This window comes from Sphingopyxis terrae subsp. terrae NBRC 15098, assembly GCF_001598815.1.
In the GTDB taxonomy this organism is placed as follows: domain Bacteria; phylum Pseudomonadota; class Alphaproteobacteria; order Sphingomonadales; family Sphingomonadaceae; genus Sphingopyxis; species Sphingopyxis terrae.
The window spans coordinates 192,805-207,739 of record NZ_BCZQ01000012.1 but is presented as its reverse complement, the minus strand read 5'-3'; the positions used below and the strand labels follow the sequence as shown (position 1 = coordinate 207,739).

The following is a 14,935-nucleotide window of genomic DNA, read 5'->3' as shown; positions in this document are numbered from 1 at the left end:
TGGTCCCGCTATCACATCAATTCCAGAGCTTATCGCCCTGCGTCGGCGACCCCGCCCGCGCCGAGCGCATCGCGTAATTGGCGCAAGCCATCCCCCAGCGCTTCGATCTCCGCCGCGCTGCGCGATCCCGCGACGATCGACGCCGACAGGCAAAAGCCGGGGCGCGGCTCGGCCAGCCCCGCCGCGACCGTCACGACGCCGCGATGCGCGAAGCCCTCGTCGATGGCAAAGCCCCTGGCCGCCGCCTCGCGCACCTGCGCGGCATAGGTGTCGAAATCGAGCGCGGCCTGCCAGCGCACCGGCGCAAAACGACGCACAAGTTCACGGGCATCGACGCCCTGCGCCGCCGCGAGCGCTCGGCCGGCCGCGCCCCCGCCGAGCGGCTGGCGCTGTTCGTCGGCGAGGCGCAGCCGCATTCCGGCATCGCTTTCGGCATGCGCGAGCAATTGCATCCGCTCGCGCGACACCGCCGCCCACAGGCCGACCGCCGCCTCGCTGCGCTGCGCGAAGCGAAGCATCAGCGGGCGGGCGCGTTCGGCAAGCGCTGCCGCGCCGCCATTGTCGCGCAGCAGCGCAGCCGCCTGCCAGGCCGCCGTCAGCCGGTACCGCTTGCCCGGCTCGGCGCGCTCGATCGCGCCTTCACTCGCCAGCGTCTTGAGAAGGTTGAGGCAGCTCGACGGACTGAGGCCGAGACTACGGCCGATGTCGGACAGCGTCAGCGGTCCCGCGTCGGCGAGCAGGCGCAGGATCGCAAAAGCCACGGAAACGGAACGCACGGGGCCGGTCATGGCTCCGCTATATTTTCATATATATGAAAGAACAATTCCCAATGTTGAAATGATGCATTGCCCGCCCTATCGCGCTATCGATTGATTCGACGGGAGAGTGGCATGAGCGGTTGTCTGGACGGCAAAGTGGTCGCGATTACCGGCGCGGGACGCGGAATCGGGCGCGAACTGGCGCTCCACTGCGCCGCGCAAGGCGCAGCGGTCCTCGTCAACGACCCCGGCGTCGCGCAGGCGGGCGATGGCGGCGACGCTGCCCCGGCGGAGACCACCGCGAACGACATTGTCGCCGCGGGCGGCAAGGCTGCTGCCAATTTCGGCAATGTCGCCGATCCCAAGGACGCCGCCGGCATCATCGAGGATGCGGTCGCAAAGTTCGGCCGCATCGATGCCGTCGTGAACAACGCCGGCATCCTGCGCGACACCATCTGGCACAAGATGAGCTACGAGGATTGGAAGAGCGTCATCGAGGTCAACCTCACCGGCGTCTTCAACGTCTCGAAGGCCGCGACGCCATACTTCCGCGAGCAGCAGTCGGGCAGCTTTATCCACTTCACCTCGACCAGCGGGCTTATCGGTAACATCGGACAGGCCAATTATTCCGCCGCCAAGCTCGGCGTCGTCGCGCTGTCGCAGTCGATCGCGCTCGACATGGCGCGCGTCGGGGTGCGCTCGAACTGCATCGCGCCCTTCGCGTGGAGCCGCATGACCAGTTCGATCCCGGCGACGACCCCGGCAGAGCAAGAGCGCGTCAAGCGGTTGCAGGAAATGTCGCCCGACAAGATCGCACCGCTCGTCGCCTATCTCGCCTCCGACCTGTCGAAGGATGTGACCAACCAGATCTTCAGCGTCCGCAAGAACGAGATATTGCTTTTCTCGAAGCCGCGCCCCGTGCGCTCGATGGCCAAGCTCGAAGGCTGGACCGCCGAGGCAATCGCCGACGAGCTCATCCCCGCCTTCCGCCCCGCCTTCGCGCGCGCCGACGAAGTGTCGGCGCATGTTTTCCCCTACGACCCGATCTAATATGAATCTTCCCACCCACCCGTATCCCCGAGCGAAGTCGAGGGGCTCTGCCGAGCGAAGCCGAGGCCATCACGGCACCGGTTCTCGCTTCGCTCGAACGGCCCCCTCGACTTCGCTCGGGGATACGGAAATTGGAAATGCGTTGAGGAGCCTTTCATGAGCAACCCCGGCATGGACGCGGACGTCTTCGAACAGTTCATCGAACAGCTCGAACGCTATGTCCGCGAGCGCCTTCTCCCTGCCGAGAAGGAGATTATCGAGAGCGACGCGATCCCCGACGATATCCTGTCCGAGATGCGCGACATGGGCCTCTTCGGCCTGACGATCCCCGAAGAATATGGCGGCGCGGGGATGAACGTCAGCCAATATATCAAGACGATCCACACGATCAGCTATGCGATGCCGGCCTTCCGATCGATCATCTCGATCAACATCGGCATGTTCGCCTCGGCATTGAAGAATGGCGGGACCGAGGCGCAGAAGGCCGAATGGCTGCCGCGCGTCGCGGCGGGCGAGATCGCCTGCTTCGGGCTGACCGAGCCGGGATCGGGCTCGGACTCGGCGGGGCTGCAAACCAGCGCGACGCAGACCGACAATGGCTGGGTCTTGAACGGCACCAAACGCTACATCACCAACTCGCCCTTCGCCAAGGTCGGCCTGATCATGGCGCGGACGAGCAAGGAAAATCTGCCGAAGAACGCGCATGTTTCGGCCTTCGTGGTGCCCTTCGACGCCCCCGGCATCACCATCGGCAAATCGGACAAGAAGATGGGCCAGTCGGGCAGCCATATCGCCGACGTCATCATGGAGGACGTCCGCGTCGGCGGCGAGGCGTTGCTCGGCGGCGAACTCGGCAAAGGCTTTGCCTATGCGATGATGAGCCTCGACAACGGCCGCATGTCGGTCGGCGCCGCGGCGACCGCCTACGCCCGCCGCGCACTCGACAGTGCGGTCCGCTATGCGACCGAACGCAAGGCGTTCGGCGAGCCGATCGCGAACTTCCAGCTTATCCAGCAGATGCTCGCACAGAGCGAGATCGACATCTACGCCGCCGAATGCATGATGGACGACGTCACGCGCCGCGCCGACGCGGGCGAGAATGTTCTCCGCAAGGCCGCGGCGTTCAAGGTCTTCGCCTCCGAGATGTGTGGCCGCGTCGTCGACGCCTGCGTTCAGGTCTATGGCGGCGCGGGCTATCTCGCCGAATATGACGCCGAGCGCTTCTTCCGCGATGCGCGCATCTATCGCATCTACGAAGGCACGACGCAGATCCTGCAGCTCCAGATCGCCAAGCATATGCTCCGCGAGTTTGCGGCGGCGTGAGGGTGGTCCACCTCCTTATCCTGTGCCCCTGCGAAGGCAGGGGCCCATCACCGATGCTTTCGCGCTCTCGCCGCCGGTCGTTGGACATCGCGAGGACAGATGATGGGCCCCTGCCTTCGCAGGGGCACGGCAACGGGGTTGGCCATGTATAACCTCCTCTCCGGCCTCTCGATGATCGAAGCGTCCTCCTTCGTCGCCTCGCCCACGGCCGGGCTCTATTGCGCGCAGTTCGGCGCCGAGGTGATCCGCGTCGACCAGATCGGCGGCGGCCCCGATTTCCACCGCTGGCCGGTGACGGCCGAGAACAACTCGCTCTATTGGGAGAATCTCAATCGCGCGAAAAAGTCGGTGGCGCTCGATCTGTCCCGGCCAGAGGGGCGCGAGTTGCTGCAGCAACTGGTCCGCGCGACCGGCCAGTTCATCACCAACTTTCCGGCGGGCGGCTTCGTGTCGCACGACACGCTCGCCGAAGGCCGCCCGGACCTCATCACCGTGCGCGTGATGGGCTGGGCCGACGGCTCGCCCGCGCTCGATTATACGGTGAACAACAGCGTCGGCTATCCGATGCTGACCGGCACCGGGCCCGAGCCGGTCAACCATGTGCTCCCCGCCTGGGACCTGCTCACCGGCGCCTATGCCGCCTTCGCATTGCTCGCGGCGATCCAGCGGCGCAGCGTCAGCGGCGAAGGCGGCGAGGTCCGCATCCCCCTGTCGGACGTCGCGATTGGCACGGTCGCCAACCTCGGCGGCATCGCCGAAGTCATCTATTCGGGCGAGAACCGCCCGCGGCTCGGCAACGCGGTCTATGGCCTCTTCGGCCGCGACTTCGTGACGCGCGACGGCAAACGGACGATGATCGTCGTCGTCACCCCGCGCCAATGGGCGAATCTGATCGCCGCGCTCAATCTCGGCGACGCCATCGCGAGCATCGAAAGCGAACGCCGCATCTCCTTCGCCAAGGACGACGGCCTCCGCTTCGACCACCGCGACGTGCTCTACCCCTTGTTCGAGAAAGCTATCGCAAGTCGCGACCATGCCGACCTTGCCGCCGCCTTTGACGCGGTCGGGATCGTCCATTCGCCCTATCGCACGATGCTCGATGCGGTTCAGGACCCGGCGCTCGTCGCGAACAACCCGATCTTCGGCGCGGCGCAGAACCCCAGCGGCTTCGCCTACCCCGCCGCGGGCGCCTTCGCGACCATCCCGCAGGCGGAACGCGAACCCCCGCGCCCTGCCCCGCTCAACGGCCAGCACAGTGAAGAAGTGCTGACCTCGCGCCTTTCGCTCTCCTCGGGCGAAATTGCCCGTCTGATCGATGCCGGTATCGTCGGTGTCGGCTGAATTGCCCCACTTCCCCTTCCTGTGCCCCCGCGAAGGCGGGGGCCCATCATCCGATCCTTGCGATGCCGGCCAGCGGTTGCTGAGGGCTGAGAGGGCAGGTGATGGACCCCCGCCTTCGCGGGGGCACACGCAATTTATGTTTGGAGATTAGAAAATGACCCTTCGCCGCGCCGCCATCGTCGCCCCGATCCGCACCGCCGTCGGCAAGTTCGGCGGCTCGCTGTCCTCCGTGACCGCCGGCGCCCTCGGCGCGGTCATCCTGAAGGCGCTCATGGAGCGCACCGGGATCGACCCCGCGCGGGTCGACGACGTCGTCTTTTCGCAGGGTTATGGCAATGGCGAGGCGCCAGCGATCGGCCACTGGTCGTGGCTCGCCGCGGGCCTGCCGCTCGACGTGCCGGGCTATCAGCTCGACCGCCGCTGCGGCTCGGGGCTGCAGGCGGTCGTCAACGCCGCGATGATGGTCCAGACCGGCATGTCCGACGTCGTCGTCGCGGGCGGCGTCGAATCGATGTCAAACGTCGAGCATTATTCGACCGATATCCGCAAGGGCGTGCGGGCGGGGAACCTCACGCTCCACGACCGGCTGACGCGCGGGCGGCTGATGTCGCAGCCCGTCGAACGCTTCGGCGTCATCACCGGGATGATCGAAACCGCCGAAAATCTCGCCAAGGATTATGACATCAGCCGCGAGGCGTGCGACGCCTATGCCGTTCGCAGCCATCAGCGCGCCGCCGCAGCCTGGGCGAACGATCTGTTCGACGACGAACTGGTCCCCGTCTCGGTGCCGCAGAAAAAGGGCGATCCGGTCGTCTTCGCGCACGACGAGGGCTACCGCGCCGACGCGACGCTGGAATCGCTCGGCAAACTGAAGGCGCTCGAAGGCGGCGTCGTCACCGCGGGTAACGCCAGCCAGCAGAATGACGCCGCCGCCGCGTGCCTCGTCGTCGCCGAAGACAAGCTCGACGAACTCGGGCTGACCCCCATCGCATGGTATCACAGCTCGGCCGCAGCGGGCTGCGACCCCAGCCGCATGGGCATCGGCCCCGTCCCCGCGGTCGAACGCCTCTTCGCGCGTAACGGCCTCGGCTGGGGCGACATCGACCTTGTCGAACTCAACGAAGCCTTCGCGCCGCAGGTGCTCGCCGTGCTCAAGGGCTGGGGCTGGAGCGAGGACGACAGCCGGAATGAGATCCTCAACGTCAACGGCTCGGGCATCTCGCTCGGCCACCCGATCGGCGCGACCGGCGGGCGCATTCTGGCCAATCTGACGCGTGAACTCGTCCGCAGGAATGGCCGCTACGGTCTTGAAACCATGTGCATCGGCGGCGGCCAAGGTATCGCCGCGATCTTCGAGCGCGCGGCTTGAAGGATATCCGACCAATGAACTTTGGAGCGGCCTCTCCGCAAAAAGCCGTTCGTACGGATTTCTTGTGATGCACGCTAATCTGAACGCCGCGCTGATTGCCGCGCAGGCGTATCGCGGTGCGGCGCAAGCCGCGCTCGCCGAGCGGCTGGCGGCCACCCCAATCGACAGCGAGCAGCGCGCGGCGCATGGCTTCGCGTGGGTCGCAACGACGGTCGCGGCGCTCGAAGCGACGCTCGACTGGCTCGACGCCGGCAACGGGACAAACCCGCTCGACGCGCAGATCGCCACCCTCGCCTTCGCCGAAAGCATCGGCCAACTCACCGGCGGCCTGCCGATGGGACAGAACGAGATTTTCCGCCCCGCCGACCTCGGCATCAGCGCTGCAGCCCGCACGCTCGCCGACGCCTGCACCGATTTGCTCGACGCCGACCATGCCGCCACCCGCGCTGAGGTCGCCGCCGCGCTAGCCGAAAATCAATGGCCAAGCGAGACGCTCCACGACGCCGACCTCGACGCGATCCGCGACCAGTATCGCCGCTTCACCGACGCCGCGATCATCCCGCACGCGCATGGCTGGCACCTCGCCAATGAGCTGATCCCCGATGCGACGGTTCAGGCGATGGCTGAGCTAGGCACCTTTGGCGTCTGTATTCCCGAGGAATTTGGCGGCCTCGGCCTCGGCAAGCTCGTCATGTGCATCGTCACCGAGGAACTATCGCGCGGCTGGATCGGTACCGGTTCGCTCGGCACCCGGTCCGAGATCGCGGGCGAGTTGATCGTTCATGGCGGCACCGATGCGCAGAAGGCCGAATGGCTGCCCCGGATCGCCAGCGGCGAAATCCTGCCGACCGCGGTGTTCACCGAGCCCGACGTCGGCTCGGACCTCGGCGCACTCCAAACGAAGGCCCGCCGCGAGGGCGACCATTGGGTCATCGACGGCGCCAAAAACTGGATCACCCACGCCGCGCGCTCAGACCTGATGACGTTGCTCGCGCGCACCCTGCCCGACGCCAAGGGCTATGCGGGCCTCTCGATGCTGCTCGTCCCCAAGCCGCGCGGAACCGAGGCCGATCCCTTCCCCGCCGCGGGCATGACCGGCAGCGAGATCAAGGTGCTCGGCTATCGCGGGATGCGCGAATATGCGCTGCAGTTCGATGGCATGACGGCTCCCGCCGATGCGCTGCTCGGCGGCCTGGAAGGTCAGGGCTTCAAGCAGCTCATGCGCACCTTCGAGGGCGCGCGCATCCAGACCGCCGCCCGCGCGGTCGGGGTCGCGCGCCGCGCGCTCGAACTCGGGCTCGACTATGCGCGCACCCGCAAGCAGTTCGGCAAGGCGATCGTCCATTTCCCGCGTGTTTCGGACAAGCTGGCAATGAGCCTCGTCGACTTCGTGATGGCGCGCGAACTCAGCTATGCCGCCGCGCGCGCGAAAGATTCGGGCAAGCGCTGCGACATCGAAGCCGGCATGGCAAAGCTGCTCGGTGCGCGCGCCGCCTGGGCGAACGCCGACGCCGCGCTCCAGATTCACGGCGGCAACGGCTATGCGCTCGAATATGAGATCAGCCGCATCCTCTGCGACGCGCGCATTCTCAACATCTTCGAGGGCGCGGCGGAAATACAGGCCCAGGTGATCGCGCGCGGGCTGACCGGAGGACGCAATTGATGAATGATTGGAGCGCCTGGATCGGCCGCGAGGATATCCGCCACGATCATGTCGATGCCGGCGCAGTCAAACGCTGGCTCGCGACGCTCGACCGCGCCGCGCCCGCCGACGACAGCGTTCCGCAAGCCTATCACTGGTGCCTCTGCCTCCCCGACGCGCCGACCGCGATCCTCGGCGCCGACGGCCATCCGGTACGCGAGGACAGCGACGACAGCTTCCTGCCCCCCATCCCGCTGCCGCGCCGCATGTGGGCAGCAAGCAAGGTCGAATTTATCGCGCCGCTACGCCCCGGCCAGTCGGTGATGCGCAGTTCACGCGTCGCCGCGATCACCGAAAAGCAGGGCGGCACCGGCACACTCGTCTTTGCCGAGGTCGCGCACGAAACGCATGGCGACGGCGAACTCGCGGTGCGCGAGACCCAGACCATCGTTTTCCGCGAACCCGCGCCCGCCGGCGCCCCACCAGCCCCGCCGCCGGGCGAGGGCCGCTTCGATCCCGCGGGCTGGGACTCGCACCGGATGCTTGTGCCGTCGGAGGCGCTGCTGTTCCGCTACTCGGCGCTGACTTTCAACAGCCACCGCATCCACTACGACCTGCCTTATGCGACCGAAGAAGAGGGATATCGCGGCCTCGTCGTCCACGGCCCGCTCACCGCAACGCTGCTTCTCGACCTCGCGGCGCGGCACTTCGGCGACAACGCCCTCACCCGCTTCGATTTCCGCGGCACGTCTCCGGCGATCTGCGGCGAAGAATTGCATCTGGCGCTGCGCGGCGACGATGATGCCATCGTCCTTGGTGCCTTCGCGAGCGACGGACGACAGGTGATGGCGGCGAGCGCCACCCGCTAACTCAGGCGCGGCGCCCCCGGCCTCCCGCGCCGTCTCCCGCAACCTTTGTCGCGCGATAATCGCGTTTCGGCGCAGCACAGGCGCGCCGCCGGCCAATTACGCCCACAGCGGCAAGGCAAAGCACGATACTCCGTTATCCTCTCCCTCCCCCCTTAGGGAGGTGCGCCGGCGGCCCCATCCGCCGGCGCAAATTTTTCAGCTTTCGCCGAACAGGTCGCGCTGCGCCTCTTCGAGCGCTTCGAAATAGCGGCGCCGTGCATGTTTTTCGGTGACGACGCCGATCACCTTTCCGCCATCGTCGACCACCGCCAGTTCATCGGCCGAGGCGGCATCGAAGGCTGCGATCATCGCCTCGACCCCGGTTGCGGGGTGCAGCGTGTCGTCGGTGAGCGTCGCAAGGCTGGCGATCGGGGCATCACCCGCAATGTCGGGATGATAGGCCGCGGCTGTGACGACGATTCCGCCATAGCGGCCCTCGCCATCGGTCAGCACCGCCTTGGCCGTCGAACCGAGCGGCACGCGCAGGCGGAAATCGGCGACGGTCATGGCGGCGGGGACGGCCGTCCAGTCGGTGCGCATGATCCGTCCGGCGGTGAGCGTCAGCAACCGGCCGATGTCGCGCGGACTGCGGATCTTCGAGCCGCGCAAATGCAGGCGCCAGGTCGAGAAGCTGTAGCCGAACCATTCGCGCGTCAGCGCGCTCGACACCAGCGTCGCGGTCAGCACCACGCCCATCAGCGCGAAATCATGCGTCGTCTCGAGCATCAGCACCGCGAGCGTCATCGGCCCGCCGACGACCGAGACGCTGAGCGCCGCCATGCCGACCAGCGCCGCGTCGTTGGGATCGAGCGCGATGCCGAGGGGGCTCATGTTGACGAGTCCCGCGAATATCTGCCCGATCAGCGACCCCAGGAACAGCGAGGCAAAGAACAGCCCGCCGCGAAAGCCGAAGCTGAGCGACACGACCGACGCCGCGATCTTGAGCAGCAGCACGATGGCGAGGAAGGACAGCGCCGGGCGGAGCACCAGATCGAGGTGCAGCGCGCCATGCCCCGCCGACAGCGTCTGCGGCGACACCAGCGCCAAGGGGATCAGCAGCAAGCCGCCGATGAGTGGCCGCCAGCCTGCGATCCTTTGCCATCCCTGAACGCGAATTTCGGCGAAGGTGACGAGCCGCATGATGAGGATGCCGAACAGCGCGGCAACCAGCCCGAGCAACGCATAGGCAAGATAGTCGGCGGTCGAAAAAGCGCGGTCGACAGTCGTCGCGATCAGATAGGGATCGACGCCGAGCGCGCGGCTGACGAACACGGCCGACAGCGCCGCGACCATCACCGGGGCGATCGCGGCGGGGGTATAATTGCCGATGACGATCTCGAACGCATAGAAGGCGCCGGTCAGCGGGGCGCCGAAGGCCGCGCCGATCGCCCCGCCCGCCCCGGCGCCGACCAGCGTGCGCAGATCGTTGCGGCGCAGTGCGAACCACTGGCCAAGCTGCGAGGCGAAGCCGCCGCCCATCTGCGCATAGGCGGCCTCAAGCCCCACCGACGCGCCCGCACCGTTCGAGATGATCGTCTGCGACGCGATCACCAGATTGTCGGCAAAGGGAATGCGTCCACCATGCAGCGCGTTCGCCTCGACCACGTCGACGGGCATGCGCTTGCGGTTGCGCAGGCCGCGCGCGAGCAGGACGAGCAGAAGGCCGCCGATGGGCAGCGCGACCAGCTTCCACGGATGATGGATCTCGCCGAGCGCGCTCAGCCGGTTGATCGTGACGCCGTAAAGAAGCTGCTGGATGCCATGCGCCAGAAATTGCTGGATGTTGGTAAGCACCCCCGCCGCCAGCCCCGCCAGCGCGGCGAGCAGGATGAACGCGGCTTCGCTCTCGCGCAGCCGCCGGCGTTGCCGCGCGGCGGCGATCAGCAGACGGGTTTTGCGTATCCGGAACACGTCGGCGCTCCAAGCGCGGCGGCGGCTCCGGGTCAAGTGTTAAGCCGCTTCGTGCCCGTGACATGCCTCGCACAGCGCCGCGATGATGCGCTGCATCTTGGCGTCGGACAGGCTGTAATAGCGCGTCTGCGCCTCGCCGCGCGCCGACACGATACCCTGGTCGCGAAAGCGCGCCAGATGCTGCGAAACGGCCGATTGCGACAGCCCGCTAAGCTCGGTGAGTTCGCCGACCGACACCTCGCGCTCGTCCATCTGGCACAGCATCAGCAGCCGCTCGGGATGCGCGAGCAGCTTCAAATAGTCGGCCATCTCGCGCGCATCGCGTTTCAGGATCGAAAGGTCGGTCGGCTTGGTCATGGGGAGAGGGTTCCTTCACGGCCATCGTCGCGCAGGACGATGTAAATCGCGGGAATAACGAGCACGGTGAGCAGTGTCGAGGAGGCGAGTCCGAAGAGCAGCGAAATCGCAAGGCCCTGAAAGATCGGGTCGGTCAGGATCGTCGCCGCCCCGATCATCGCCGCCGCCGCCGTCAGCACGATCGGCTTGAAGCGGATCATCCCCGCTTCGAGCAGCGTATCGCGCAGCGGTTTGCCCTCGCCCTTCGCATGGTTGATGAAGTCGACCAGCAGGATCGAATTGCGCACGATAATCCCGGCCAGCGCGATGAAGCCGATCATCGATGTCGCAGTAAAGGGCGCGCCGAACAGCATATGCCCCAGCACGATACCCACGAGGGTCAGCGGGATCGGCGTCAGGATGACGAGCGGAATCTTGAAATTGCGGAACTGCCCGACGACCAGGACATAGATGCCCAGGAGCGCAACCATGAAGGCCGCGCCCATGTCGCGGAAGGTCACCCAGGTGATCTCCCACTCGCCGTCCCACAACAGGGTCGGCACCTGTTCATCGTCGGGCTGACCGTTGAAGCGGACCACCGGCTTTTCCATCCCGTGCGCCTTCCAGTCGAACGCCTCGATCGCATCGTCGACTGCGAAGATGCCATAGATGGGCGCTTCATATTCCCCTGCCAGTTCGGCGGTGACCATGTCGGCGGCGCGGCCGTTGCGGCGGAACAACGCGGGCGATCCCGCCTCCTCGCGCGCATCGACGATCTCGCCGAGCTGGACGAGCCGCCCGCCGGGTCCCATCGTCGCAACCGGCGTCGCGGCAAGGTCGGCGCTCCAGCTGCGCTGCGACTGATCGAGCGCGATGCGGATCGGCAGCGGATCGCGCCCGTCGCCGCGCGGCGCATAGCCGACGGTCTGCCCGCCCAGCAGCGCGCCAATACTATCGAAAAGCTGGCGCTCCGAAATGCCATAGGCGTCCATCCGCGCCCGATCGGGTATCAGCCGCAGCCGCGGGCGCGGGACGCCGAAACTGTTATCGACATCCACCACATAGGGGACGGTGCGGAACAGCGCCTCGACCTGTTCGGCGGTCTTGCGCCGCGTCGCTTCGTCGGGACCGTATATTTCGGCGAGCAGCGTCGCGAGCACCGGCGGCCCCGGCGGGGTTTCGACGACCTTGATCGACCCACCGGCGGGCAGCGGCAGCGCTTTCTTCAGCCGCTGGCGCAGATCGAGCGCGATGGCGTGGCTCGACCGGTCGCGCTCGCCCTTGGGCGCCAGCGTCACCATCAAATCGCCCATCTCGGGCCGATTGCGCAGGAAATAGTGCCGCACGAGGCCGTTGAAATTGAACGGCGCCGAGGTGCCCGCATAGGCCTCCATCGACCGCGCCTCGGGAACCTGCCGCACCACCGCCGCGGCGGCGTCGAGCGTGCGCCCCGTCGTCTCGAGCGACGTGCCCTCGGGCATGTCGAGGACAAGCTGCACCTCCGACTTGTTGTCGAAGGGCAGCAGCTTCACCGTCACCGCCTTGAAATAGAACATCGAGCAGGCGACGAGCGTCGCGGCGCCAACGGCAATCAGGAAATTGCGCGCGCTCTTGCGATCGCGGATCACGCGGATGGCGACGCGGCCATAGAGCGCGCCGAGCTTGCCCCCGCCCGCATGGTCGTGCGCCTCCTGCGCCAGCGTATCGCGCGCAAAGCGCACCATCAGCCACGGCGCGATGATCACCGCGACGAAGAAGGAAAAGAGCATCGCCGCCGAGGCGTTGATCGGGATCGGCGCCATATAGGGGCCCATCAGTCCCGATACGAACAGCATGGGAAGCAGCGCCGCGACGACGGTCAGCGTCGCGATGATCGTCGGATTGCCGACCTCGGCGACCGCATCAACCGTCGCGTCGATCCGGCTGCGCGCGTCGGCCATCGCCCAGTGGCGCGCGATATTCTCGATCATCACGATCGCGTCATCGACCAGGATGCCGATCGAAAAGATCAGCGCGAACAGGCTGACGCGGTTGATCGTGAAGCCCATGATGTTCGACGCGAACATGGTGAGCAGGATCGTGGTCGGGATGACCACCGCCGTCACCCCCGCCTCGCGCCAGCCGATTGCGAAGCCGATCAAAATGACGATCGACACCGTCGCGAGTCCGAGGTGGAAGATCAGCTCGTTCGCCTTTTCATTGGCGCTTTCGCCATAATTGCGCGTCACCGCGACATCGACGCCCGGCGGGATCAGGCTGCCGCGCAGCGCCTCGACCCGCGCGACCACAGCATCGGAGACATTGACGGCATTGGCCCCCGAACGCTTCGCGATCGCCAGGCTGACCGCGGGCGCCATCGACCAGCGATCGCCCGCGCCCTTGGCCCAGCGCCAGGCGCGCGCCTGATCCTCACCCGGCCCCTGCGTGACCGTCGCGACATCGCGCAGATAGACGGGATTGCCGTTGGCGGCGCGCACCGTGATCGTCGCCAATTGCTCGGCGCTGCGCACCGTCTGTCCGGCAACGACGGCGGTCGCCGCGCCGCCCTCGCGCACCGTCCCGAGCGGGAAGCTGCGGTTTGCCTGCCCCACCGCATCCATCAGCGCGCCGAGCGAGACGCCATGCGCCGCGAGCTTTGCCGGATCGGGAACGACGCGAAGCTGTTCCTCCTGCCCGCCGGTGATGAAGGTCAGGCCGACATTGTCGACCTTCGCAACCTCGGTCCGCAAGCGAGCGGCGAGCGACCGCAGCGCCTGCTCGTTCCAGTCGCCGCGCGCGCCGGCCTTGGGCGACAGTGTCAGAACGACGATCGGCACATCGCTGATCCCGCGCACCGTCACCTGCGGCGGCTGGATGCCCTGCGGCAGCTTGTCCATATTCGCCGACAGCCGCTCGTTGATGCGGATTGCGGCGTCGTCGGGGTCGGACCCGACCAGGAAGCGCGCGGTGACCATCACCCCATCGTCTTCGGCCTGGGTATAGACATGTTCGACGCCGTCGACGCTCTTGACGATGGTCTCCAGCGGCTTGCCGATCAGTTCCACGGCATCGCTTGCGGACAGGCCGGGCGCCGCGACCATCAGGTCGACCATCGGCACGCTGATCTGTGGCTCCTCCTCGCGCGGGATCGTCATGATCGCGAGCAGCCCCACCATTATGGCGGCGAGCAGCATCAGCGGCGTCAGCGGACTGCGGATCGTCGCGCGCGTCAGCCGCCCCGACAGGCCCAGGCTCATTTGCCTGCCGCTCCGCGCGCCACCGCGATCAGCGTGTCACCCTTGCCCGCGCCCGACAATATCTCGACCCGCGCCGGATCGTCGGTCGGCGCGATCTGGACGGGCACTCGCGACGTCGCATCCTTGCCCACGATGATCGTCACATAGTCGATGCCATAGCTGGTTTCGACGAAGCGGCGCGGAACGACCAGCGCCTGCCGCTCGCCGACCGCAACGCGCGCCGTGACGCGGCGACCGACCATCGTGCTGGCAAGTCCGGGGATCGGAACGTCGGCCGACATCTGCCCGCCGCTGACCGCAGGATAGACGCGGCCGACGCTGGCGCGCGGTGGCGCCGCGCCCTTGTCGTCCGAAAGCCCCGTCGCCAGCACCGCGCTACCGACATGAACCTTGTCGGCCAATGTTTCAGGCAGTTCGAGCCGCAGGACCATCGGTCCCGAGGTGATCGTCGCGATCGACGTGCCCGGCGCCACCGCCGAACCCGCCGGAACCTGCGCGATCAGCACGCGTCCGGCCGAGGGGGCGACCACCGCGCCCTGCCCGGCGACCGCACCGACCGCCGATTGCTGCGCCCGCGCCGCCGAAACTTGTGCCCGCGCCGCGCGCGCCTGCGCCTCGGCCTGATCGAGCCGCGCCTGCGCATAGACGCCATTGGCATGGAGGTAGCGCACGCGCTCCAGTTCGGCATCGGCCTGTGCGGCCTGCGCCTGCGCCGCCGCCGCCTGCGCGCCATAGGCCGCGCCTTCATAGCCGAGCCGGCTGTCGACGACGCGGCCGATCACCTGTCCCTTGCGCACCATGTCGCCTTCGCGGACACTCAGACTGTCGAGGATGCCGGGAATGCGCGCGCGGGCGTCGGCCATGTCGACGCTCGTTACCAGCGCGCCAACATCCTTCCAGTCGGTGATCGTCACCGGCTGCAACGCCAGCCTTTCGCCCGTCACGGCCGCGCTCTTTTCGGCGGGCGCAGTCGTCTCGCCGCCACAGCCGGCGAGCGATAGCGATGCCGCAAACAGGGCGCCGGTGAGCAGCGCAGAGGTTTGCAGGGATGATGGGCGCAT

At 67.2% G+C, this 14,935-nt stretch carries 11 protein-coding genes; 6 read left to right on the top strand and 5 right to left on the bottom strand.

Annotation, left to right across the window (positions count from 1 at the left end; translation table 11 throughout):
• Positions 1-29 precede the first annotated feature (29 nt).
• Positions 30-788 carry a helix-turn-helix domain-containing protein gene (locus STE01S_RS08360; RefSeq protein WP_062766840.1) on the bottom strand — a complete coding sequence of 253 codons (759 nt, stop codon included), beginning with the start codon at positions 786-788 and terminating at the stop codon, positions 30-32.
• A gap of 102 nt (positions 789-890) precedes the next feature.
• On the opposite strand from STE01S_RS08360, the gene STE01S_RS08355 reads away from it, so the two are divergent.
• From STE01S_RS08355 to STE01S_RS08330, 6 genes are all read left to right on the top strand, one after another.
• Positions 891-1,808, top strand: coding sequence for an SDR family NAD(P)-dependent oxidoreductase (locus STE01S_RS08355; protein WP_062766837.1), 918 nt, complete (start codon positions 891-893; stop codon positions 1,806-1,808).
• A gap of 156 nt (positions 1,809-1,964) precedes the next feature.
• Complete coding sequence (locus tag STE01S_RS08350) at positions 1,965-3,131, top strand: acyl-CoA dehydrogenase family protein (RefSeq protein WP_062766834.1); 1,167 nt, start codon at positions 1,965-1,967, stop codon at positions 3,129-3,131.
• A gap of 144 nt (positions 3,132-3,275) precedes the next feature.
• Positions 3,276-4,472 (top strand): CoA transferase, encoded by a 1,197-nt coding sequence (locus tag STE01S_RS08345; protein WP_062766831.1) that lies wholly within the window; start codon positions 3,276-3,278, stop codon positions 4,470-4,472.
• A 154-nt stretch (positions 4,473-4,626) separates the two neighbouring features.
• The gene (locus STE01S_RS08340) at positions 4,627-5,841 is read left to right on the top strand and encodes an acetyl-CoA C-acetyltransferase (RefSeq protein WP_062766828.1); all 1,215 of its coding nucleotides are present in this window, start codon (positions 4,627-4,629) and stop codon (positions 5,839-5,841) included.
• Positions 5,842-5,908: 67 nt separating this feature from the next.
• A complete protein-coding gene (locus tag STE01S_RS08335) occupies positions 5,909-7,504 on the top strand; it encodes an acyl-CoA dehydrogenase family protein (protein ID WP_062766825.1) in 1,596 nt (531 codons plus the stop codon).
• Positions 7,504-8,352: an HTD2 family dehydratase gene (locus tag STE01S_RS08330; RefSeq protein ID WP_062766822.1), complete on the top strand. Its 849-nt coding sequence runs from the start codon at positions 7,504-7,506 to the stop codon at positions 8,350-8,352. The genes STE01S_RS08335 and STE01S_RS08330 overlap by 1 nt, the downstream gene beginning before the upstream one ends.
• Before the next feature lie 195 nt (positions 8,353-8,547).
• Here STE01S_RS08330 and STE01S_RS08325 read toward each other — a convergent pair whose 3' ends face one another.
• Genes STE01S_RS08325 through STE01S_RS08310 form a run of 4 tightly spaced genes read right to left on the bottom strand, consistent with a single transcriptional unit; the run spans position 8,548 to position 14,935 of the window.
• Positions 8,548-10,302: a chloride channel protein gene (locus tag STE01S_RS08325; protein WP_051066403.1), complete on the bottom strand. Its 1,755-nt coding sequence runs from the start codon at positions 10,300-10,302 to the stop codon at positions 8,548-8,550.
• Positions 10,303-10,341: 39 nt separating this feature from the next.
• On the bottom strand, positions 10,342-10,659 hold the full coding sequence (locus STE01S_RS08320) for an ArsR/SmtB family transcription factor (protein WP_062766819.1): 318 nt from the start codon (positions 10,657-10,659) through the stop codon (positions 10,342-10,344).
• Positions 10,656-13,874 carry an efflux RND transporter permease subunit gene (locus STE01S_RS08315; RefSeq protein ID WP_062766816.1) on the bottom strand — a complete coding sequence of 1,073 codons (3,219 nt, stop codon included), beginning with the start codon at positions 13,872-13,874 and terminating at the stop codon, positions 10,656-10,658. Before STE01S_RS08315 ends, STE01S_RS08320 begins: the two co-directional genes overlap by 4 nt.
• A complete protein-coding gene (locus tag STE01S_RS08310) occupies positions 13,871-14,935 on the bottom strand; it encodes an efflux RND transporter periplasmic adaptor subunit (RefSeq protein WP_062766813.1) in 1,065 nt (354 codons plus the stop codon). The genes STE01S_RS08315 and STE01S_RS08310 overlap by 4 nt, the downstream gene beginning before the upstream one ends.